At 63.3% G+C, this 21,633-nt stretch carries 20 protein-coding genes and 1 pseudogene; 1 reads left to right on the top strand and 20 read right to left on the bottom strand.

From position 1 onward, the window contains the following. Positions 1-193: 193 nt before the first annotated feature. Complete coding sequence (locus tag LT42_RS25620; protein WP_152597587.1) at positions 194-562, top strand: hypothetical protein; 369 nt, start codon at positions 194-196, stop codon at positions 560-562. 189 nt (positions 563-751) lie between these two features. Here the strand turns inward: LT42_RS25620 and LT42_RS26635 are convergent, their stop codons facing one another. The 20 genes and pseudogenes from LT42_RS26635 to LT42_RS04960 all read right to left on the bottom strand — a co-directional run bounded on the left by LT42_RS26635 (position 752) and on the right by LT42_RS04960 (position 21,524). After that, positions 752-2,758 (bottom strand): methyl-accepting chemotaxis protein, encoded by a 2,007-nt coding sequence (locus LT42_RS26635; protein WP_037010393.1) that lies wholly within the window; start codon positions 2,756-2,758, stop codon positions 752-754. 138 nt (positions 2,759-2,896) lie between these two features. Next, positions 2,897-3,646, bottom strand: coding sequence for a phosphonate metabolism protein PhnP (phnP, locus tag LT42_RS04870; RefSeq protein WP_037010395.1), 750 nt, complete (start codon positions 3,644-3,646; stop codon positions 2,897-2,899). Then, entirely contained in the window at positions 3,637-4,203 is a 567-nt protein-coding gene (gene phnN, locus LT42_RS04875) for a phosphonate metabolism protein/1,5-bisphosphokinase (PRPP-forming) PhnN (protein ID WP_037010397.1), read from the bottom strand. The genes phnP and phnN overlap by 10 nt, the downstream gene beginning before the upstream one ends. After that, positions 4,203-5,366, bottom strand: a complete 1,164-nt coding sequence (locus LT42_RS04880; protein ID WP_037010399.1) for an alpha-D-ribose 1-methylphosphonate 5-triphosphate diphosphatase — start codon at positions 5,364-5,366, stop codon at positions 4,203-4,205. Before LT42_RS04880 ends, phnN begins: the two co-directional genes overlap by 1 nt. Further along, positions 5,360-6,118 carry a phosphonate C-P lyase system protein PhnL gene (gene phnL / locus LT42_RS04885; RefSeq protein WP_052075084.1) on the bottom strand — a complete coding sequence of 253 codons (759 nt, stop codon included), beginning with the start codon at positions 6,116-6,118 and terminating at the stop codon, positions 5,360-5,362. Before phnL ends, LT42_RS04880 begins: the two co-directional genes overlap by 7 nt. Positions 6,119-6,140: 22 nt before the next feature. Continuing rightward, positions 6,141-6,971 carry a phosphonate C-P lyase system protein PhnK gene (gene phnK / locus LT42_RS04890; protein ID WP_037010401.1) on the bottom strand — a complete coding sequence of 277 codons (831 nt, stop codon included), beginning with the start codon at positions 6,969-6,971 and terminating at the stop codon, positions 6,141-6,143. Further along, positions 6,968-7,867, bottom strand: coding sequence for an alpha-D-ribose 1-methylphosphonate 5-phosphate C-P-lyase PhnJ (locus tag LT42_RS04895; RefSeq protein ID WP_052075086.1), 900 nt, complete (start codon positions 7,865-7,867; stop codon positions 6,968-6,970). The genes phnK and LT42_RS04895 overlap by 4 nt, the downstream gene beginning before the upstream one ends. Continuing rightward, positions 7,864-8,937 carry a carbon-phosphorus lyase complex subunit gene (locus tag LT42_RS04900; RefSeq protein WP_037010403.1) on the bottom strand — a complete coding sequence of 358 codons (1,074 nt, stop codon included), beginning with the start codon at positions 8,935-8,937 and terminating at the stop codon, positions 7,864-7,866. The genes LT42_RS04895 and LT42_RS04900 overlap by 4 nt, the downstream gene beginning before the upstream one ends. Next, a complete protein-coding gene (gene phnH / locus LT42_RS04905; RefSeq protein WP_052075253.1) occupies positions 8,937-9,569 on the bottom strand; it encodes a phosphonate C-P lyase system protein PhnH in 633 nt (210 codons plus the stop codon). Before phnH ends, LT42_RS04900 begins: the two co-directional genes overlap by 1 nt. A gap of 26 nt (positions 9,570-9,595) precedes the next feature. Then, on the bottom strand, positions 9,596-10,075 hold the full coding sequence (phnG, locus tag LT42_RS04910; protein WP_052075088.1) for a phosphonate C-P lyase system protein PhnG: 480 nt from the start codon (positions 10,073-10,075) through the stop codon (positions 9,596-9,598). 14 nt (positions 10,076-10,089) lie between these two features. Continuing rightward, complete coding sequence (gene phnF / locus LT42_RS04915; RefSeq protein WP_037012973.1) at positions 10,090-10,767, bottom strand: phosphonate metabolism transcriptional regulator PhnF; 678 nt, start codon at positions 10,765-10,767, stop codon at positions 10,090-10,092. Positions 10,768-10,893: 126 nt separating this feature from the next. Continuing rightward, on the bottom strand, positions 10,894-11,682 hold the full coding sequence (gene phnE / locus LT42_RS04920) for a phosphonate ABC transporter, permease protein PhnE (RefSeq protein WP_037010404.1): 789 nt from the start codon (positions 11,680-11,682) through the stop codon (positions 10,894-10,896). A 96-nt stretch (positions 11,683-11,778) separates the two neighbouring features. After that, positions 11,779-12,783 carry a phosphonate ABC transporter substrate-binding protein gene (gene phnD, locus LT42_RS04925; RefSeq protein ID WP_037010406.1) on the bottom strand — a complete coding sequence of 335 codons (1,005 nt, stop codon included), beginning with the start codon at positions 12,781-12,783 and terminating at the stop codon, positions 11,779-11,781. Positions 12,784-12,842: 59 nt separating this feature from the next. Further along, positions 12,843-13,676, bottom strand: a complete 834-nt coding sequence (phnC, locus tag LT42_RS24840) for a phosphonate ABC transporter ATP-binding protein (RefSeq protein WP_052075089.1) — start codon at positions 13,674-13,676, stop codon at positions 12,843-12,845. Between the two features lie 1,260 nt (positions 13,677-14,936). Next, positions 14,937-15,701, bottom strand: a complete 765-nt coding sequence (locus LT42_RS26480; RefSeq protein ID WP_420806895.1) for a methyl-accepting chemotaxis protein — start codon at positions 15,699-15,701, stop codon at positions 14,937-14,939. 93 nt (positions 15,702-15,794) lie between these two features. Then, positions 15,795-16,829 (bottom strand): annotated as a pseudogene (locus LT42_RS26485) (HAMP domain-containing protein); the annotation flags it as partial. 761 nt (positions 16,830-17,590) lie between these two features. Further along, positions 17,591-18,574 carry an oligopeptide/dipeptide ABC transporter ATP-binding protein gene (locus tag LT42_RS04945; RefSeq protein ID WP_037010410.1) on the bottom strand — a complete coding sequence of 328 codons (984 nt, stop codon included), beginning with the start codon at positions 18,572-18,574 and terminating at the stop codon, positions 17,591-17,593. Continuing rightward, positions 18,571-19,605, bottom strand: a complete 1,035-nt coding sequence (locus LT42_RS04950) for an ABC transporter ATP-binding protein (RefSeq protein WP_420806879.1) — start codon at positions 19,603-19,605, stop codon at positions 18,571-18,573. Before LT42_RS04950 ends, LT42_RS04945 begins: the two co-directional genes overlap by 4 nt. Positions 19,606-19,607: 2 nt before the next feature. After that, positions 19,608-20,507, bottom strand: coding sequence for a D,D-dipeptide ABC transporter permease (gene ddpC, locus LT42_RS04955; protein WP_037010413.1), 900 nt, complete (start codon positions 20,505-20,507; stop codon positions 19,608-19,610). Continuing rightward, the gene (locus LT42_RS04960; protein ID WP_037010418.1) at positions 20,508-21,524 is read right to left on the bottom strand and encodes an ABC transporter permease; all 1,017 of its coding nucleotides are present in this window, start codon (positions 21,522-21,524) and stop codon (positions 20,508-20,510) included. It abuts the gene before it with no gap. Between the last annotated feature and the right edge of the window lie 109 nt (positions 21,525-21,633).

A 21,633-nucleotide genomic window follows, 5' to 3' on the forward strand; every position in this document is an offset into this window, starting at 1 on the left:
TCAAGGTCAAAAGCGGTTCGGCCTAACGGCCTCGGGTTTCGCCTTCGGCGAGTTACTTGATAGAGCCCCAAGTAACCAAGGGCTTGTGCTCCTGGTTTGGCCCCTCCTTCGTCGGGGTTCCTTCACTCCGGTCTTGCTCCGTGGGCCCGCGCCGAACGGACATCCATGTCCTGACGGCGCTCTCGCCGCATCCATGCGGCTCGACCCACTGCGCAAAACCTGCGTTCAGCCTGCACCCAAGTCGCGTTTTGCGGTGTCTGGAATTTTTGCGGATGAAGAGCAGAAGCAGAGCAACAGCAGAGCAACAGCAGAGCAACAGCAGAGCAACAGCAGAGCAACAGCAGAGCAACAGCAGAGCAACAGCAGAGCAACAGCAGAGCAACAGCAGAGCAACAGCAGAGCAACAGCAGAGCAACAGCAGAGCAACAGCAGAGCAACAGCAGAGCAACAGCAGAGCAACAGCAGAGCAACAGCAGAGCAACAGCAGAGCAACAGCAGAGCAACAGCAGAGCAAGTGCGGAGCAAATGCGGAGCAAAAGCAGAGCCAAAGCTTCCCGGCTAAAGCCGGTCCCACAGGGTGTACGCGGTGCTGTTAGTGGGACCGGCTTTAGCCGGGAAGAGGCCGGTGTGGGCGCCATCAAATTCGGGGCAGACACCATCAACGTGGAGTGAGCTTGCTCACGAAGACGGCGTTTCGGACGCTGAAGGTCTGGTCGTGCTCACGCCCAGCCTGGGCGGCGCACCAAGTGCTTCAGGCCTGATTGCCACCCCGGCTCAATGCCCCCAGACGACCGGAGATGGACTGCATGCCTTTGCCCAGTTCGCGCAAGGTGCCGGCGTCCCTGGCGCCTTGTTCGCTGGAGGCGTGGATGCGCACCGCCAGTTCGTTGATTTCGTGGGTGACATGGCTTTGCTCCTGGGCGGCGACGGCAATCTGATGAGCGCGCTGGACGATGTCGTCGAAGCTGAACACGGTGGTGCCCAGTGTGGCGGCGACGCTGACGGCTTGCTGCACCGACTCACGGGTGCGGGTGGCACCGCTTTGCATGGTCGAGACGGCCGCGGTGGAGGCCTGACGCAATTGCGAGATCATCTCCTGAATCTCGTTCGCCGACGCCTGGGTTCGCCCGGCGAGGGTACGCACCTCGTCAGCCACGACTGCAAAACCGCGGCCCTGCTCGCCTGCGCGCGCCGCTTCGATCGCCGCGTTCAGGGCCAGCAGGTTGGTCTGTTGGGAAATCGATTTGATCACCTCCAGGACGCTGCCCACGCGCTCGATGTCATCGCCCAGCTGGGTGATGGCGCCGGCCGCCCCGGCAATGTCCGTCGCCAGCACCTCGATGGACTGGCTGTTGTGGTTGACCTGATCCTGGCTTTTTTGCGCGTCGCCCAGGGAACGGCGGGCGGTGTCGGAGCAGTCCGTGGTGTTCTGGGCAACTTCGTTGGCACTGGCCGACATCTCGGTGATCGCCGTCGCCAGCAAGGTGTTGTCTTGACGCTGGGATTCGGCCCGCTCGGCCACGCCTTGGGACAGCTGCGCCAGTTCGTTGGCCTGGCGCTCCAGGGACAGCGATTCCTCGGCGATGCGATGCAGCATGTTGCGCAGCGAGCCGGCGTATTGATTGACCGACTCACGCAGCGCGCCAATCTCGTCGGCGCGCAAAATCGCCAGCTGGGTGTCGGTCTGACCGCCCTGCCCCAGACTCGAGATCTGTGCAGTGGTTTCCTCCAGTTGCGCCAGAAGCCGTTTGCCGGCCAGCCAGGCCAGACCCAGCAGCACGCCAAGCAGCGGCAGCAGGAACAACAGAATCTGTCCGGTGAGGCGGTTGGCCAGGCCGACAACGCGGGCTTCCGGCGTCACCAAGCCAATGCGCCAGCCCGTGCCAGCCATGGTCGCCAGCGTGACGTACGCCGGACCGTCAAGCCGACCATCGTGCTCGATTCTCAGGGTCGACAGTGCCGAGGTGTTATTGGCGAGCTGATCAGCCACCGGCTTGAACCAGGCGTGTTCCTGGCTCAGCCCGCTAACGGTCAACAGGCCCTTGGTGCCTTTCGCGTCGGGGAAATACAGCAGGTTCCCTGAAGGATCGACTGCGAATGCGTAGCCGTCTGTCACGCCGCCTTTCTCTTTGAGGAAGGCGGCCAGACCGTCAAGCTTGAGGTCGATGGTCGCGACACCGGCGAAGGCGCCCTGCGCCCGATAAGGGACGCTGCAGGTGGTCATTGCCACGCCGCTGACCGGATCCTGATAGGCATCGGACCACACGCAACGACCCGCCGGCGCGGATTTGGCCCCGGTGTACCAAGACTCAGCCTGATACGGCGGTGTCTTGACCTGGTTGTATTCGTCTGAAAAGCCCAATCGATTGCCGGCGTCCCGTGACCAGAAAAAACTGCGGCGCTCGGTGCCTGCGGCGAAGGCGTTGGGCTCCGGCCACACGCCGCCACCGGCGATCGCCGCATCCCCCTGACTGTCGATCAGTCCGGGGAAATTGCTCATGTACAGGGCTTCGTCGCGGGGCAAAGACTCTGCCAGCAGCGCCATGGCAGCAGCCGTGCCTTCGATGCGGCTCAACGGCAGCGCCAACTGACGGGTAATGGCACTGGCTGACTGCTCTGCCGACTCGGTGCCGGCGGCCACCAACTGGGGTTTGCCGCCCAGAGTCATGACCGCGAAAATCGCCACGGCCGTGAGCACCAGCAACGTCAGGATTCCCAGGGTCATTCGTCCAGCGATACGGCGGGGAATCAAAGACATGGTCAAACTCCGAAGAAAATGTAGGGCTACATTTGCAACGGCCATCACAGGCAAAAGTTGAAGCCGCACCGAGGTTTAAGCGACCAGAGCGACAGGTGGTAACAGGACGACTCACCAAACCTCGCCTGCCAGCCCCGTTCAGACCTTCATTGCGTCCCGCGCCACCCGAACGTGTTCGGGCAAATCCTCGGCATGCTCCATTAGCCAGGCATCCAGGGTATGCCCGATATGGGTCAGCACTGCTTGTCCAGGCTTGAGCTCGTCAATGGTTTTGAGCGCGAGGGTCAGGTCATTGTGGTTGCGCGGTGCGTGCGGTTGGGGCGGCATCGAGCAATCCAGAATCAGCACGTCAAGCGCTTCGCGCTGCAGGAAGGTTTGCGTATCGTGGGGCAAGCCGACGGTGTCGGTGAGGTAGGCGATGCGCCGTCCACCGCCTTCCAGCAAGTAACCCAGGGTTGGCCTGGAATGCAGCAGCGGCAGTGCCGTGACCTGGAGGTCGCCCAGCCCGCGGCTTTCGAATGGCATGAAGGGTCGGCTGAAATCCAGAATGCCCGGGTGTTTGTACAGGTCCGCCAGCCCTTCCGGGTCCGCCGGGCCGTGGACCGGAATAACCAGGCCTTGCCCCCAGCGCAGGTGCAGCAGGCCCTGGGCGTGGTCGGCGTGGTAGTGGGTTTGCAGAATGCCGCTGAGGCTGCGCGGCGGGAAACGTTCGGTGAGGTCGGTCAGGCCGCTGTCGATCAACCAGCGTTGTTCGCCCACTTCGACCAGCGCACAGCAGGGGCGCCGGCGCAGTCGCTCATCGTGACGGGCCGCGTGGCAGGCGGCGCAGTCACACCCGTAAACCGGGACTTGCCGCGCATCTCCTGTGCCCAGCAAGGTCAGGCGCATGCGTCGGCGCGCTCCAGGTGTTGCATGAGCCTGCCGACCGTTTGCTCAAGGGGCCCCGAGTTGTCGAGCACGATTAATTCCGGGTCATCGGCGAGCAGGCCTTGGGTGAACTGCGCATTGCGCGCCAGTCGCGTCTCGATGTCTTCGGCAGACTCCCGAGCCCGGCGTTGCAAACGTTCGCGCAGCACGGCTTGATCAACCGTCAGCAGCACCACGCTCATGTGCGGGTAACGCGCGCGCGCCTGAGGCAGGTGGCCGCGCGAGCCGTTGATCAGCACGTCGTGACCTTCAGCCAACCATTGATCGATCTCTACCGGGATGCCGTAATGCAGCCCGTTGGCGAACCAGTCCAGCGCAAAGGCGCCTTCGGCCTGCAGGGCTTCAAAGCGCCCGACGCTGACGGCCTGCGCCGCCTCCCCGGTGGCTTCGGCCGAGCGTGTGATGACCCGCCGCACGATTCGGCAGCCCCGCGCGGCCAATGCCTCGCGGGCAGCGTCCAGCAGGCTGTCCTTGCCCGAGCCCGAAGGCCCGATGAGATAGATCAACCTGCCCGTCATCAAAACACCCTCTTCGCTTGTCGCCATACCTGCTCAATGATCGGCAGCGTGCCCGCCGCCCGGGCGTGGATGAGGTCAGCCCGCAGGCCCACCCGAATCTCGCCGCGATCGTACAAGCCCGCCGAACGCGCTGGCGCCAGGCTGACCGTGCTGACCGCGCGTGCCAGTCCTGCGCCTGTCGACTCATTTGCTGCATCCAGCTGCGCACCCAAGGTGAACGCCGCCTGCAACAGACTGGCCGGATAGTAATCGCTGGAGAGAATATCCAGTAGCCCTTCTTCGGCCAATCTCGCCGCTGCGATGTTCCCCGAGTGCGAGCCGCCGCGCACGATATTCGGCGCGCCCATCAGCACGCTCATGCCAAGACGACGGCAGCCCTGCGCGGCTTCCAGTGTGGTCGGAAACTCGGCGATGGTCATGCCGTACGCCGCCGATTCCTCAACGTGCGCCAAGGTCGCGTCGTCGTGGCTGGCCACCGACAAGCCACGTTCCAGACAGATATCGACAATGGCGCGGCGGTATCGGTCGCTGTAGGTTTTCGAATTGGCCACCTGCTCGACAATGAACGCGTCCATCTGCTCGCTGCTCAAGTGGTACTTGCCCATGTAGTACTCACGGTACTTGGACTCAAGGGCGAACTGGCGCTGGCCCGGCGAGTGGTCCATGGTCGAGACGAGCTGTACCAGCGGTTGCTCCACCAGGTCGCGAAACACGCTCAAGGTATCGGGATGACAGACTTCGCAGCGCAGGTGCAGACGGTGCTCGGCGCGTGTCATGTTGGCGGCGTTTGCCTGGGCGATGGCCTCGACCATGCCCGGCAGTTGCTGCATGCGCTTGCCCTTGGGATTGACGTCGCCGATGGACAGCGCGTCGAAGACGGTGGTGATGCCGGCCGCGATGATTTGCGCATCGTGGCTCATCACCGCCGAGGCCGACGGCCAGTCCACACCGGGCCGCGGGCTGAGGTGTTTTTCCAGGTTGTCGGTGTGCAGCTCCACCAGCCCTGGCAACAGGTATTCGCCGTTGAGGTTCTGCGCCTGGGGCAAGTAGCTGACACGGTCGTCGACCTCGCTGATAAGGCCGTCACGCAGCACCACGGTACCGAGGAACACGCCCTGGGCAGAAACCACACTGGCGTTGGTCAGGATCTGCTCGTTCAGCATTGTGCGGCCTCCTTCAGCGCCGAAGTTTCATTGGTCGCGCGTGCCGGATTGGCAGCTGAATCGAGCGCAGACGGTGTCATGTCCAGATGCCGGTCGCAGACGGCTTCACGGGCGACGCGGTCGTGGAAGATGCCAATCACCGCAGCGCCTGCGTGTTTGGCTTCATTGATCAGTTCAAGCACTACCTGACGATTATCGTCGTCCAGCGAGGCCGTTGGTTCGTCGAGCAGCATCACCGGCCACGGCACCATGAAGCCGCGCGCGATGTTGACGCGCTGCTGCTCCCCGCCGGAGAAGGTCCCCGGCGCCAGCTGCCACAAACGCTGGGGGATGTTCAGGCGAGCGAGCAGATGCTCGGCCCGCGCCTGGGCGTCTTGCCGGGTCCAGCCCCGGGCCAGCGCTGGCTCCATCACCACGTCCAGCGTCGCGACGCGCGGGATGACCCGCAAAAACTGGCTGACGTAGCCCAGGGTCTGCTGGCGCACCTGCAATACCTGGCGCGGGGTGGCACCGACCAGTTCCAGCCACTCGCCCTGATGCTGCACGCGAATACTTCCGCCTGCGGGGAGATAGTTGCCGTACAGCGTGCGCAGCAACGTGCTTTTGCCTGCCCCGGAATGGCCGTGCAGGACCAGGCATTCGCCGGCACTGACGGCGAAATCAAGGCCATCCAGCACGTTGAGGACGACACCGCTCTGCTGATGCAGCGTGAAAGTTTTCGAGAGGTCACGGACCTCGATCAGCGTGTTCATTGAAAGCACCCCGGAAGTCGGATCATGGCTGCAGCACCGAAGACACCAGCAGCTGCGAGTACGGGTGTTGCGGATCGTCGAGGATCTGATCGGTCAGGCCGGTCTCCACCACGCGGGAACGGCGCATGACCATCAGGCGATCGGCGAGCAGGCGCGCCACGGCCAGGTCGTGGGTCACGAGCACCACTGCCAGGTCGAGCTCGCGCACCAGCCCGCGCATCAGGTCGAGCAAGCGCGCCTGCACCGACACATCGAGGCCGCCGGTGGGCTCGTCCATGAACACCAGTCGTGGGCCGGACACCAGGTTTCGAGCAATCTGCAAGCGCTGCTGCATGCCGCCGGAGAATGTCCGTGGCAAATCGTCGATGCGCGCCGGGTCGATCTCCACCTGATTCAACCAGTCCAGCCCCGCCGCGCGCAGCGCCTGATAGTTGCGCACGCCCTGGGCCATCAGCCGCTCACCGATATTGGCGCCGGCTGACACCGCCATGCGCAGGCCGTCCCGGGGGTTTTGCTCGACGAAGCCCCATTCGGTGCGCAGCAAAGTGCGCCGCTCGGCCTCGCTGGCGCTGTACAGATCCAGCCACTCACCGGCGTGTTTGTGGCCGTCGGCGCGGCGGTAGTCGATGACGCCGCTGTCCGGCGGGCAGCGGCCACTGAGCAACGACAGCAGGGTCGACTTGCCCGAGCCCGACTCACCGACGATGCCCAGCACCTCACCGGGGAACAGCTCGAAGCTGACGTCCTGACAGCCTTTTTCCGGCCCGTACAATTTGCTCAGGCCGCGCACTTTGAGCAGTGGCTGGGTGCGATCACTGAGGGCATCACGGTCGATCTGTTGAGCGACGTTCATTGCGCGGCCCTCCCCTGACTGACGCGTTGTGCGCAGTAATCGGTGTCCGAGCAGACGAAGCTCTGGGTGCCCTGATCGTCGAGGATCAGCTCGTCGAGGAACGATTCCCGGCTACCGCAGATGGCGCAGTTGTGCGCCCATTGCTGCACTTCGAAGGGGTGGTCCTCGAAGTCCAGGCTGGTGACGCGGGTAAACGGCGGCACGGCATACAGGCGCTTCTCGCGACCCGCGCCGAACAGCATCAACGCCGGGCTCATGTTCAGCTTGGGGTTGTCGAATTTGGGGATTGGCGATGGGTCCATGACGTAGCGCTCGTCCACGGTCACCGGGTAGGCATAGGCGGTGGCGATGTGGCCGAAGGTGGCGATGTCTTCGTAGAGCTTGACGTGCATGACGCCGTAATCATTCAGCGCGTGCATGGTCCGGGTCTCGGTTTCCGAGGGCTCGATGAAACGCAGCGGCTCGGGAATGGGCACCTGATAGACCATGATCTGATCGGCGTGCAGCGGCGTTTCCGGTATCCGGTGACGGGTCTGGATGATCGTCGCTTCGGGGGTTCGCTCGGTGGTAGCAACGCCGGCGGTGCGGGCGAAGAAACGCCGGATCGATACGGCGTTGGTGGTGTCATCGGCGCCCTGATCAATCACTTTGAGTACGTCTTCGGCGCCCAGAATCGCGGCGGTGAGTTGCATGCCGCCAGTGCCCCAGCCATACGGCAGCGGCATCTCGCGACCACCGAACGGCACCTGATAACCGGGGATCGCCACCGCCTTGAGCAGGCCGCGCCGGATCATGCGTTTGGTCTGCTCGTCCAGATACGCAAAGTTGTAAGCCTCGTCGCGCGGCAGCTGGGGTTGTGGCTGCGGGTGCGGCCGAGGTTGGGTGGCGGCGTTCATTGGGCCTGCTCCTTGGAGGGCGCGCGCAGTTTGCGGATCAGTTCCAGTTCGGCCTGGAAATCGACGTAGTGCGGCAGCTTGAGGTGGGAGACGAAACCGGCGGCTTCGACGTTGTCGCAGTGCGCCAGGACGAATTCCTCCTGCTGCGCGGGCGAGACGATTTCTTCGCTGTATTCATCGGCGCGCAGTGAGCGGTCCACCAGCGCCATGCCCATGGCCTTGCGCTCGGCGTGACCGAAGGCCAGGCCATAGCCGCGAGTGAACTGCGGCAGCTCGGTGGCAGAGCCGACGAACTGGTTGACCATTTCGCACTCGGTCACTTCGATGGCGCCGATGCAGATTGCGAAGCCCAGCTCTTCCGGCTCGATCCAGACGTCGACGTCGCCCACTCTAATCTCGCCGGCAAACGGATGGTTGCGCCCGTAGCCACGTTGGGTCGAATAACCCAGCGCCAGTAAAAAGCCCTCGTCACCGCGAGCCAGCGCTTGCAGTCGCTCGGCGCGACTGGCCGGGTATTCCAGTGGCTCGCGGGTGATGTCCGCCACCGGCGCACCGGTGTCGGTTTCCTCCTTGATCAGCCCCTCTTTGGCGAGCAGCCCGGAGACCCGTGGACACGCCTGCACGGTCGCCCCGGCCTGCACTTGGGGGCCGGGAAACTCACCCTCGGCCAGCAGGGTGAAATCCAGCAGGCGGTGGGTGTAGTCAAACGTCGGCCCCAGCAACTGCCCGCCCGGCACGTCCTTGAACGTGGCCGACAAACGCCGGTTGAGCTGCATGCCGGCGGTGTCGATCGGCAGACTGGCACTGAAGCGCGGCAGCGTGGTGCGGTAAGCGCGCAGCAGAAAGATCGCTTCAACCAGATCGCCCGCCGATTGCTTGATCGCCAGGGCTGCCAGCTCGGTGTCGTACAGCGAGCCTTCTGTCATCACCCGGGCCACGGCCAGGGGCAGTTGCTGACGGATCTGCTCTACGCCGAGTTCGGCAACGGCGGTATCGCCCCGACGTTTCCTGGCCAGCAGCGCATGAGCATTGTCGATGGCCTGTTCGCCACCCTTGACGGCAACGTACATCAGGCAGCTCCTCTCGACGGTTGCAGACTGGCAGGCTGCGGCTTGAGCAGCACCTGGGTGCTGCGCGGCAGGCCCAGCAGTTCGCTGCCGGCGACGAAGAACACGTCGATGCCACGGGGGAAGTCGTTGCGGGCTTCGCGCTCGCGCCAGAACGCTTCCTGCAGCGGCAGGCTGACGTGGTTTCGGGTTTCGATGCCCGGGCCTTGCCAGGCCAGCTGGGTACCGCCCTGCAGGCTCGGCAGCTGAACCAGCAGCGTGCAGGACTGGTCCGGGTAGCGGTCGTTGCCAAGGTCGAAGCCGCTGAGGTCATGCAGCTGGCTGTCATCGAGCAAGGCGAAGCGTGCGTTTTGCCGGTCGCTGACAATCGGACAGCCGCAATGGAACGTCAGGTTGGCGCGAATCGCCTGAGTGTCGAAAGTCGGCGCAAGCCACAGCGGCGTGTCGACGTCCAGCAACGCCAGGCACAAGGCGTGGCTGGCGGCGGCGAGACCCTCCAGGTGCGGCGGGGTCTGGGTGGCGAGCAGACTCTGGGCCACACCGGGACCGGCGAGGGCCTTGAGCGCGGCGCGAAAGCTGCGCTGGGCGTCCAGCACCGGATCGGCGAACGCCGGCTGCAACAGCGATGCAGGCAAGGATTGAGTTGCGAGAGAGGTGCTCATCAGTTTTCTCCTCTGACCAGGGTGAAGAAGTCCACTTTGGTCGCAGCGGTTTCGGCGTGTTGTTGAGCCCGGCGCAGGTCTTGCGCCCGAGCCAGCGGGTCAATCAGGTCGCTGATCCAGTGCGCCCGGCGTGCGCCCTGCAAATGCGCGTCGGCCAGTGCGGCGAGCTCGGCGTGGGCCTTGTCGCGCCCGGCCAGGTAACTGAAACCGGTACGGCCATCGGCCAGGCGCACCACGCAACGGGTCACGGTCATCTCGCCGACGTTGAACGGCGCGCCGCTGCCGCCCATGCGGCCACGCACCAGGGCCATGCCGATTTCCGGCGCGCGGATCAGCTGGTAATCGGCGTCACGCAGCGCAGCTTCGTGGGGCAGCAGTTCGGCGCGACGGCTACGCGCGAGCACGCCAATCCAGTGCTGGCGGGCAGCCTGGTCAGACGCTGGAGCATCGGGTGTGTCATGGGCAGGTGTGGCAGTCATCGAGGACATCTCCGTCAGGTGACGATCTGATACTGGAAGCGGTCGGAACGGCTGGTGGAATGGGCAATCTCCACCGCGTTTCCAAGCGCGTCATGGGAAAGGGTGAGCACCGTCAGCGCCGGCAGGTGGCGCGGCATCAACAGCACGCTGGCTTCTTCGCGACTGGGCAAGCGCGCACCGATCAGGCTGAACGTGCGGGTCAATGGCAGCTGACGCTCGGCCAGGAACTGGCGCACCGAACCGCTGGTGTAGTCGGCAATCAACGGCGCGCGAGTGGCGCAATAACGATGGCGAATCAGGCAGACCGGCTGGCCGTCGAGGCGGCGCAGGGTCTGCAGTTCTATGAGTGGCGCGTTGAGAGGCAGGCCCAGATGCTCGGCCTCCTCCGCGGTGGCCGTGCAGTGCCGACGCTGCAGCAGCACCGCCTCAACGCCGTGACCCAATGCCGACAGCGATTCGCTGTAGGCGCTGCCGGCGGCAACCGGGTAGACCAGCGGCCGCCCCAGCACCTGCGTGCCTTTGCCCTGGCGGCGCAGCAGGCTGCCTTCACGCACCAGTTCGTCGACGGCACGGCGCAAGGTGTGACGATTGACCTCAAAGCGTGCGGCCAGCTGCACCTCGGCGGGCAGGTAGTCCCCGGCGCTGTAGCGGTTGAGTTCGCTGCGCAGGGTGTGCGCCAGTTCGAGGTACATCGGTTCGCGCTGCGCGGGCTGGCGGCTAGAGGCTGCCAGCGGCGCAGCGGGATGGCGCAGGACTTCGGTTTGTCTAGACAACTGCATGGCTAAAAAAAGGGTTCGCACCCTCTCCTGTCGTGGTCGTTAGATGAACTGCTTGCGCAGGCGCTGGGAGAAGATGTCAATGACGCTGACCACCACGATGATCACCAGCAACACCGAGCAGGTCTGGGTGAACTGGAACGCGCGGATGTTTTCCCAGAGGATCACGCCGATCCCGCCGGCACCGACCATCCCCACCACCGTCGCCGAGCGCACGTTGGATTCAAAACGGTACAGCGCGTAGGAAATCCACAGCGGCATGACTTGCGGGATGACCCCGAAGATCACTTCCTGCAAGGCACTGGCGCCGGTGGCACGCACGCCCTCGACCGGGCCGGGGTCGATCGCTTCCACTGCTTCGGCGAACAGCTTGGCGAGCACGCCGGTGGTGCTGATCCACAGCGCCAGCACGCCAGCAAAGGGGCCCAGGCCGACGGCCACCACGAACAGCATCGCGAAGACCATTTCGTTGATCGAACGGAAGGCATCCATGACCCGACGCAGCGGCTGGTGAATCCACCAGGGTGTGATGTTGTCGGCGCACAGAATGCCCAGGGGCACCGAGCAGACGATGGCCAGCAGCGTGCCCCACAGCGCGATCTGCACGGTGACGATCATTTCCTTGAGATAGGCCCGCCATTCGTGGAAGTCCGGCGGGAAAAAGTCGGCGGCAAAGGTGGCCATGTTCCCGGAGTCGCGGTACAGCGCCAGCGGGTTCATCTCGGCGCCGTGCCAGGCCCAGGCCATCATCGCCAGGAACAGGCCCCAGCCCAGGTATTGCGGCCAAGTGCGTTTGCCGGCGGTTTGCAGGTAAGCAGCGTGAGTGGTCATAAGAAGTCCGGTTGCGAACGGGTGAACGGTCATGCCGGGCGCGCTGAGCGGTGACGCGTTGAGGCAGCGTCGTGAGGCGCCAGCGCGCCGGGTGCATCAACCCGCCTTGGCGGTGCCTTGTTTTTCCAGCTCGGTGATGCGGTCCTGCAGCCTGGCGAGACCGGCGTCGATGTCTTTCAGGCGCGTGGCCTTCTCATCGGCGCTGAGGGTGGTGCTGGCCGTGGTTTCGGTCTTTTGCTTGAACAGCTCAAGCTGGCGGATGGTCAGCAACTGGTCGTCCGAGGATTTGAGGAACTTGCTCATCTGCATGTTCTTCAGCACGGCCTTTTCTTCATCCGTGTCGCCGTAGTTGGCGAAGAAGTCGCGGATCTTGTTTTTGTCCGCGTCCGACAGCCCCTTGCGCCAGACCATCGGGTCGGCCGGGATCAGCGGCGATTTCCAGATCACTTTGAGCAGCGCGGCTTTGTCTGGCTGCGTGACTTCCAGGCGGTCCCAGCTTTCGGTGTTGAAGGTCGCGACATCCAGCTGCCCTTTCGCCACGCTCAGTGCGTTGACTTCATGGCTGGAGTTAAGCGTGCGCTTGAAGGCGGTGGCCGCATCGACATGGTTCTGGGCGAAGACGTAATAGCCCGGCACCAGGTAGCCCGAGGTGGAGTTAGGGTCGCCGTTGCCGAAGGTCAGTTCCTTGGCGTGCTTGAGCATGTCCTCGACCGAATTGATCGGGCTGTCCTTGCGCGCAATGATCACGCTCCAGTAACCCGGCGCGCCGTTGGCCGCAGCGGTCTGAGCGAAGATTTCGCCGCCGGAACGGTCAACCGCTTCCATGGCCGCCTTGTTGCCCAGCCAGGCCACGTCCACCTTGTTGAAACGCATGCCCTGAATCAGGCCGGCGTAGTCGGACGCAAAGGTGGCGTTGACTTTCAGTCCAGTCTTTTTCGACATGTCGTCGATAAAGGGCTGCCAGACGCTTTTCAGGTTTTGCGACGACTCGGTGGACATGATGCCGAAGTTGATGACGTTGTCGTCTGCCTGCGCAGTGCCCATCAGGCAACCGGCAATCACAGCGGCAGACGCGAACACGCGCCCGATACGGTTCAACATGGAGAACTCCTGAAACGGGGTTGGGGTGAGGGATTCGCGGCGCAAAGCGCCTTGGCTGATCAGGCCCGGGCCATGACCAGCCGCGCCGGACGTTCGGCAGGACGTGCGTTGCCGTCGAACATCAGGCTGGTATCAGCGTCGGCGCCGTACAGGTCATTGAGAAACTGGCTGTTGAGCTCGGCGCCGTTGCCATCGAAATGAATCCGCCCGCCTTTCAGCGCCACGGCGCGCGGGCAATAACGCACGGCGTAATCGACCTGATGCAGGGTGACCACGACGGTCTTGCCGTCCTGGCGATTGATGTCGGCGAGGATTTCCATGACCTTGCGCGCGGACTCGGGGTCCAGGGAGGCGATCGGTTCGTCAGCCAGAATGACTTCGGCCTGCTGAGTCAGCGCGCGGGCGATGGCCACGCGTTGCTGCTGCCCGCCAGACAGCGTCGAGGCCCGTTGCGGCGCCAGGTCAGCCAGGCCGACGCGCTCGAGGTTGGCCATGGCGCGGGCTTTTTCCTCGGCATTGAACAGCCCAAGGCTGCCACGCCAGCGCGGCATGCGGCCCAGGCAACCGAGCAACACGTTGTCGAGCACGCTCAGGCGATTGACGAGGTTGAATTGCTGGAAGATGTAGCCGATGTCCGCGCGCAAACGGCGCACCTTGCTGTTGAGACGGCCCGAGGCCTGCACTTCGCGGCCCAGGACCTGGACGCTGCCGCCATTGTCACGGTCGCAACAGGCAAGGCCGGCGAGGTGACGCAATAAAGTGGATTTGCCGGAGCCGGAAGCGCCGATCAGCGCCACCATTTCTCCGTGTTGTATAGACAATGCGAGGTCAACCAAAGCGGTCTTGCGGGCGAATGTCTTGTTCAAGCGGTCGACATGAATGGCTGCGGTCATGGGCTTCTCTGGTCTTGTGATTCCAGCGTCCTGCCGGGAGTGAATGATCAGCCGCACGACCGTCCATGGCCGCGTTCGGTGCGAGTGACATTAGGGGCAGCCTGTGGCAGTTCCATGAATCGACGATGACTGTGGGATTGCACTTCGTAGACGGTTTGATGCGGGATTATTCGCGAGGATCGTGGACAGGTTGGCGCGCAAGGGCGATCTAGCCGCCGCCCGCGCTAGACAAGTTGCACGGATGTCGACGCTGAATTGGCGAGTCCGAAGGTGAGGCTGAAACAAATAATGCGTGCCGTTGGTCCGTTGGCCTATCGCGATACAGCAAGTGCGACTGGCATTAGCCGGACAGCGTTGGTCGCAGCACGGCAGAACAGATGCCTGGCAGCGGTTCTGCAGAAGCCGACTTGCTGGCGAACGCGGAGGGCCAGAACCGAAAGTGTCGGCTGCTGACACCGGTTCGCCAGCAAGCCGGCTCCTACAGTTTTCGCGTCGTGTCTGGGTTGGTGGGGCTGGCTTTAGCCGGGAAAGCGTCCGGTGTCACACCGCAAAATCGAGCGTGTTTCGCGACGTGCCTGCATTGGTGGGACCGGCTTTAGCCGGGAAAGCGCCCGGTGTCACACCGCAGAATTCAGCGTGTTTCGCGTCGTGCCTGCGTTGGTGGGACCGGCTTTAGCCGGGAAAGCGTCCGGTGTCACACCGCAGAAGTGAGCGTGTAGAAACTGGCCTCTTCCCGGCTGAAGCCGGTCCCACTGTGGAATGCGTTTCGTCCAAGAGGGCCGGGTTCAGCTTGCGATGGACGCAGAGCGTCCCGGGATGCATACCCACGCAGAGCGTGGGCACGATCAGATGCCTGGCAGCGGCTCCTACAGTTTCGCGCCGTGCCTGGGTTGGTGGGACCGGCTTCAGCCGGGAAGCTGTTGCTCTGCTTTTGATTCGCTTTTGATCTTCATACGCAAAAAGCCCAAACACCCCCAATCGCGACTTGGGTGCAGGCCGAACGCAGACGACGCGCAGTGGGCCGAGCCGCATGGATGCGGCGAGAGCGCCGTCAGGACATGGATGTCCGTTCGGCGCGGGCCCACAGAGTGTCGTCGGAGTGAGGGTATTCCGACGAAGGAGGAACCTAACCAGGAGCAAGCACCCTTGGTTACTTGGGGTGCTTTTCCAAGTAACTCGCCGAAGGCGAAACAGCCTGCCCCCAGGCAGGCGCTTTTGATCTTAAGGATCTTGATCCTGATCCTGATCCTGATATGCGATCTAGATCCGAAACGTCCCCACCAAATGCTGCAACCGCGCAGTCTGATGCTCCAGATGAGCACACGCATCCAACGTGGACTTCAGGTTATCGACACCCTCCTGATTAAGCGTATTGATCTCCGTAATGTCGACATTGATCGACTCCACCACCGCCGTCTGCTCCTCGGTCGCCGTCGCCACCGACTGGTTCATGCCATCAATCTCGCTGATCCGACGCGTCACGCTGTTCAAGCGCTCCCCGGCCTGATTGGCAATCACCACACTGCTCTCACTCTGGCGCTGGCTCTCGGTCATATTGATCACCGCGTCGCGCGCGCCGACCTGCAACTCCTCGATCATGCCCTGCACCTGCTGCGCCGAATCCTGCGTACGGTGCGCCAGGTTTCTCACCTCATCGGCGACCACCGCAAACCCACGACCCGCCTCCCCTGCCCGCGCCGCTTCGATGGCCGCGTTAAGCGCCAGCAAATTGGTCTGCTGCGAGATACCGGTGATGACTTCCAAAATCTGCCCGATATTGGCCGTCTTGTTATTCAGCGTTTCAATGTTGGCGCACGACTCGCTGATCTTCTCGGACAGCTGATTCATTGCCTTGATCGTCTGGCTGACAACGCCCTGGCCTTCGCTGGCCAGTTGCGTGGCTTCGCTGGAGTGCTGCGACGCCAGCGCGGCGTTCTGGGCGATTTCCTGGGCGGCAGCGCCGAGCTGGTTGATCGCGGCAGCCACGCTGCTGGTGCGGCTGGTTTGCTGATCCGAATTGCCCATCGACGAGTTGGATGCGCCCACCACACGAGCGGCCACCTCGCCCAACTGCCCTGCCGTCGAGGCCACTTCGCGAATCGAGCCGTGGATGCGCTCGACGAAGCGGTTGAAGGACTGCGCCAGTGCGCCGAATTCGTCCTGCGAAACAATGGCCAAACGCTTGGTCAGGTCGCCCTCACCGTCGGCAATGTCCTGCATCGCGCGGCTCATCTGGTGCAACGGCTGCATCAGCACGCGGATCAACAGCCCCAGCGCCAGCATGATGATTGCCACGGCGATGACCATGGCGAAGATCGCCGAGGACCGAAACTCGCTGAGCATCGAATAGGCCGCGTCACGGTCGAGCACCAGCGCCACGTACCAGTTCGCCGAAGACAGGCCTTCGACCTTGGTGAGCGAGATGATCTGCGCCTTGCCGCCGGACTCGATTTCCGCAACCCCGGGAGCGATGCTCGGCGCGCCGTTTGGATAGGCTTCGCTGACGTTTTTGAGCAACAGCTTGCTGTCCGGGTGAATGAGAATCTTGCCGTCGGCGCTGACGATGTACGCGTAGCCGTGGCCACCGAAGTTCAGCGAGTTGATGGTCTTGCTGATGGCGTCCAGGGAAATGTCCGCGCCGGCCACGCCGATCATCTGGCCCTGCTGGCGCACCGGTGTGGCCAGGGTCACGACCAGTTTGCCCGACGATGCGGCAATGTAAGGCTCGGTGACGATGATGCCCTGCGCCGCATCGGCCGCCTTGTACCAGCCACGGGCACGCGGGTCGTAGTCGGCCGCGCGATTGCCGGCGGGCACGGAGAACATCACACCGTCCTTGCCGCCGAAATAACTCAGCTGGAAGTTGTCCGGGTAGACCGGCAGCCCGATGACGCGCTGCAGGCTGCTCGCCGCCGGGCCGTCAACAGCGATTTGCTGGGCCATGGAGTTGAGCAACTGAGTGCGGCTGTCGAGCCAGGTTTGAATGTTTTGCGTGGTCAGACTGCCCAACTGTTGAAGTTCGGAAGCGACGTTGTTTTTCAGGGTTTCACGTTGGCGATAATCGTTCACCAGGATGAAACATGAAAAGGCAACTACCACTATCAGTGCAGCGGCCAGCAGGATCTTTCTGCTGAAACCCAGACGTTTGATCATATGAGTGTTTCCATAACCGGAGATGACAGCGACGCGAATGCGGTGCCGACAGGTGCGCTGCCCCCTGCACTCGGTCTGCAGGGGAAAAATAGGCACGGCATGAAAGCTGTTTCGGCCGCGACGGTGCGGAATTTAGGGCAGTTATAGATGAAAGTTTGGGGGCGGTTAATTGAGGGAGATCCCAGTCAACTTCCATTCAAACGCACAGCGTTAGTTCAATGAGTGGATCCAATAAAGACCATTGCTTATATAAGGCTTAATTAACAATCGCTAATTTTTAGGAGTTAATTGGAGATGATTTTTGCATGTCCATGTGACGCAGAGCGTCAGGGTCTGCATTCCCACGCGGAGCGTGGGAACGATCAGGCAATTGAAAGGCGTACCCGCTCTGTAGGAGCCGGCTTGCTGGCGAACGCGTCACCCCAGTCAATATGTCATCGCCTGACTGCCCGGGATCGTAGGAGCGCTCGCCCGCCAAGGCATTTCATCAGGCACTGATGCGCTGACTGACATCACGCATTCGCGGGCAAGCGCGCTCCTACAGGTGTGATGGCAGCCCGGGCGATGAATATCCATGCGACGCAGAGCGTCAGGGTCTGCATTCCCACGCGGAGCGTGGGAACGATCATGTCAGCGCATGACTGACCGGCACTGTAGGAGCGCGCTTGCCCGCGAAGGCATTTGTCCAGGCAATGAGGCACTGACTGGCACACCACATTCGCGAGCAGCCGCACTCCTGCGGGTCTGATGAAAGCCCTCCCTTACGACGCCAGATGACAGCGCACCCGCTCGCCTTCTGCTGCGCCTCTGACGGGAAGCAGCGCCTGAGGCTGTTCGCAGCCGGCGGTGGCTCTGGGGCAACGGTCGCGAAAGAAGCACCCGGTCGGCAGCGTGCGGTTGCCCGGCAGCTCCGTGGGCGCCGAGGCCTGCGCCTCGTCCACCGCCACGCCCAGACGCGGCACCGCCTCCAGCAGCAGTTGCGTGTACGGATGCCGCGGCCGCTCCAGTACCTCGGCGGCGGTGCCCAGCTCGACGATCTGCCCCAGGTACATCACCGCCACCCGGTCGGCCATGTGACGCACCACCGAAACGTTGTGGGAGATCAGGATGTAAGTAAGGTCGCGGCTGCGTTGCAGTTCGGCCAGCAGGTTGAGGATCTGCGCCTGCACCGAAATATCCAGCGCCGACGTCGGCTCATCAAGGACGATGATGTCCGGGTCCGAAGACAGCGCACGGGCAATTGCAATGCGCTGACGCTGCCCACCGGAAAACTGATGGGGAAAGCGCTCCAGGTACTCGGTACGAATGCCCACCTGAGACGCCACTTTCGCAGCGATGGCACGCATCGCCTGGCGCGGCGCGGACCGCTGCACGAACAGCGGTTCAGTGATGATTTTCCATACTGGCAATCGAGGGTCGAGGGACGACTGCGGGTCCTGAAAGACGATCTGTACGTTGCTGCTGCGCTCTTGCTCGGTGCTGTAAACCCAGGCCAGCCGGCCCTCCGTCGGCTTGATCAGCCCCATCAGCAATTGCGCCAGCGTGCTTTTACCGCAGCCGGATTCACCGACCACGCCCAGGGTTTCACCGGCGCGGACCTGCAGATCAATGCCGTTAAGGGCATGGGCAAAGGCCTTGGGACGACCGAGCCAGTCTTTGCCCATCGGGTAATGCACGCGCACGTCGTGCAGGGCGAGGATGGCCGGGCTTTGGTCCGGCAAGGGTTTGAGGGCCGAGCGGTTCATGTCCGCGACTCCTGTACGGTGACGGGATGGGGAACGCTCAGCCAGCAGGCGCTCTTGCGGTCCGCAATAACATTGAGGGTATGCATCGGCGGACGCTCCACGCATTTGGGCATGGCGAAGGCGCAGCGATCACGGAACGTACAGCCGTCCGGCAACGCCGACAGATTGGGCACCTGACCGGGGATGGTCATCAGATCCTGCCCTGGCTCGACCTGCTCCGGCAAACCACTGAGCAGCCCTCGGGTGTAAGGGTGTTGAGGGTCGGCCATGACCTGCGCCGTGACGCCCTGCTCCACCACCGCGCCGGTGTACATCACGTAGACGCGGTCGCAGAACTGCGACACCAGCGCCATGTCATGGGTGATCAGCAAGATCGCCGTACCGCGTGCCCGCGCTTTCTCGCGCAGCAACAGCAGGACTTGTCGTTGCACGGTCACGTCGAGCGCCGTGGTGGGTTCGTCGGCAATCAACAACTGCGGATCGCAGGAGAACGCCAGGGCGATCATTACCCGCTGGCGCATGCCGCCGGACAGCTCGAAGGGATAGCTGTTCATCACCTGCTCGGGGTCGGCGATGTGCATGTCGCGCAGCAAAGCGATGGCTTTGGCCTTGGCTTCGGCCTTGCTCAGGCGCTGGTGGTGAATGATCACGTCGAGCATCTGCCGGCCGATCCGGCGGGTCGGGTTGAGCGCGGTCATGGGTTCCTGAAAGATCATCGCCGCGTCACGGCCGCGCACACTCAGCAGGTCCTTCTCTTTGGCGGTCAGCATGTCGCGGCCAAGGATGCTCAACCTGCCGCTTTTCACCTCGTAAGATCGCTCCGGCAGCAGGCGCAGGCTGAGCATCGCGGTGACCGACTTGCCAGAGCCGGACTCGCCGATAACACCGACGATCTCACCGGGATCGACGTGCAGCGACACCCCATTAAGCGCCTTGACGGTGCTCTTGTAGGCCGGGAATTCAATGCGCAGGTCATCAATGACCAGCACCGGTGCAGCCCCGGCAAGGGGCTGTTGAGCAGTAGCGGTCATGGTCATTTCCCCTGTTGCCGTGGGTCGAGCAGATCACGCACGCCGTCGCCCAAAAGGTTGAAGCCGGTGGCGGTGATCAGAATCGCCACGCCGGGAAAGGTCGAGTACCACCACTGGTCGAGGATGTAGTTACGACCCGTGGCGACCATCGCGCCCCACTCCGCAGTCGGCTGTTGCGCGCCAAGGCCGATGAAACCCAGCGCCGACGCCATGAGGATGGCGCTGCCGATGTCCAGGCTCAGCTGCACCAGCAACGGCGGCATCGCGTTACGCGCGACGTGCCAGCTGACCATGTGCCAGCGCCCGGCACCGAAGGTCTCGGCGGCTTTGACGTAACCCATCTGGCGGATACTCAGGGCCTGCCCCCGGGCCAGCCGCACGTAGAACGGAATCCGCACCAGCGTGATGGCGAGCATGGCGTTGAACAGGCTCGGGCCGAGCGCAGCGGCCAGGGCCATGATCAGCACCAGGGACGGCACCGACAGCATGATGTCCATCAGGCGCATGATCAGACCGTCGAAACGTCCGCCAATGATCCCCGACAGGCAGCCGAGCAACCCCCCGGCCAGACACGATGCGAAGGCCACAAACAGCCCGACGCCAACGGATTGCCGGCTGCCGTACAGCACGCGGCTGAACAAATCGCGGCCCACTTCATCGGTGCCAAACCAGTGGGCGGCGGACGGCGCAGCCAGGCGTTGGCTGAGGTTCAGGGCGTTGGGGTCATGGGACGCGAGCCAGGGCGCGAACACCATCACCAACAGCACCATCATTGTGATCAGCAAACCCGCCATGGTCAGCGGACTACGGCGCACCTGATGCGCCAGGTAAGCAAACGTGTCTTGCCAGCGCGATGCCGCCGGCAGTGGCGCCACGGAGGGCGCGGTGATCGGAGTGGACATTCAGTTGACCTCGCCAATGCGCGGGTCGATCAGGCGGTACAGCAGATCGATCGCCATGTTCAGCAGCACATAAATGAAGGACACCATGATCGCGAAACCCATCACGGCGGGGAAATCCAGTGACTGGATCGACTTGACCACGTAAGCGCCCATGCCCGGCCAGGCAAACACGGTTTCGGTGAGCACCGCGCCGTAGAGCAGATCGCCCAGGGTCAGGCCCAGCACTGTCACCGAGGGAATCAGCGCGTTGGGCAATGCGTGGCGCAGGATTACCGCCCACTTCGACAGCCCGTAGGCCCGCGCGGTACGGATGTAGTCTTCGCCCAGCTGATCGAGCATCGCCGAGCGGATCTGCCGCGCAACCACCCCCAGGTTGACGAAGCCCAGGGTGATGGCCGGCAGGATCAGATGCTGCAATGCGTTGAAGAACAGCGCCGTGTCGCCGGCCAGCAGCGTGTCGATCAGGTAGAAACCGGTGACGGTCCGCGGCGGCTCCAGCCCCTCGTCAAGGCGACCGCTGCCCGGCAACCAGTTCAAATGGCCGTAGAACAGCACGATCAGGCCCAGCCCGAGCCAGAATGCCGGGGTAGAAATCCCCGTCACTGCCAGGGTTCGCGCCACTTGGTCGATGAAACGGTTGTGATACACCGCCGACAGCACGCCCAATGGCACGCCCACCAGGATCGACAGGGTCAGCGCGACGAGGGCCAGCTCCAGCGTGGCCGGGAAGAATGTTTGCAGGTCTTCAAGCACGGGACGATGGGTGCGAATGGACGTGCCCAGATCGCCTTGAAGCAGGTCCATCATGTAGCGGCCGTACTGTTGATACAGCGGCAAATCCAATCCCAGTTGATGGCGGATGTTTTCGACGATTGCGTCGGTGGCACGGTCGCCCGCGATCAGCCGCGCCGGGTCGCCCGGGATCAGGTGGGAAATCGAAAAGGTAATCAGGGAAACGCCGAACACGACCAGCAGAAGGCCGCCGAGGCGTTTACGCAGCATATTCAGGAAGGCCATCAGGCACCTCGGTCACGCAGTCGATCAATAACGCGAAACAGCTCGCGGACACAGCGTTGCACCGCATGGGCCGCCAGAGCGACGGAGCCATGCGATGCGACAGCGACTT

This window comes from Pseudomonas lutea (assembly GCF_000759445.1).
In the GTDB taxonomy this organism is placed as follows: domain Bacteria; phylum Pseudomonadota; class Gammaproteobacteria; order Pseudomonadales; family Pseudomonadaceae; genus Aquipseudomonas; species Aquipseudomonas lutea.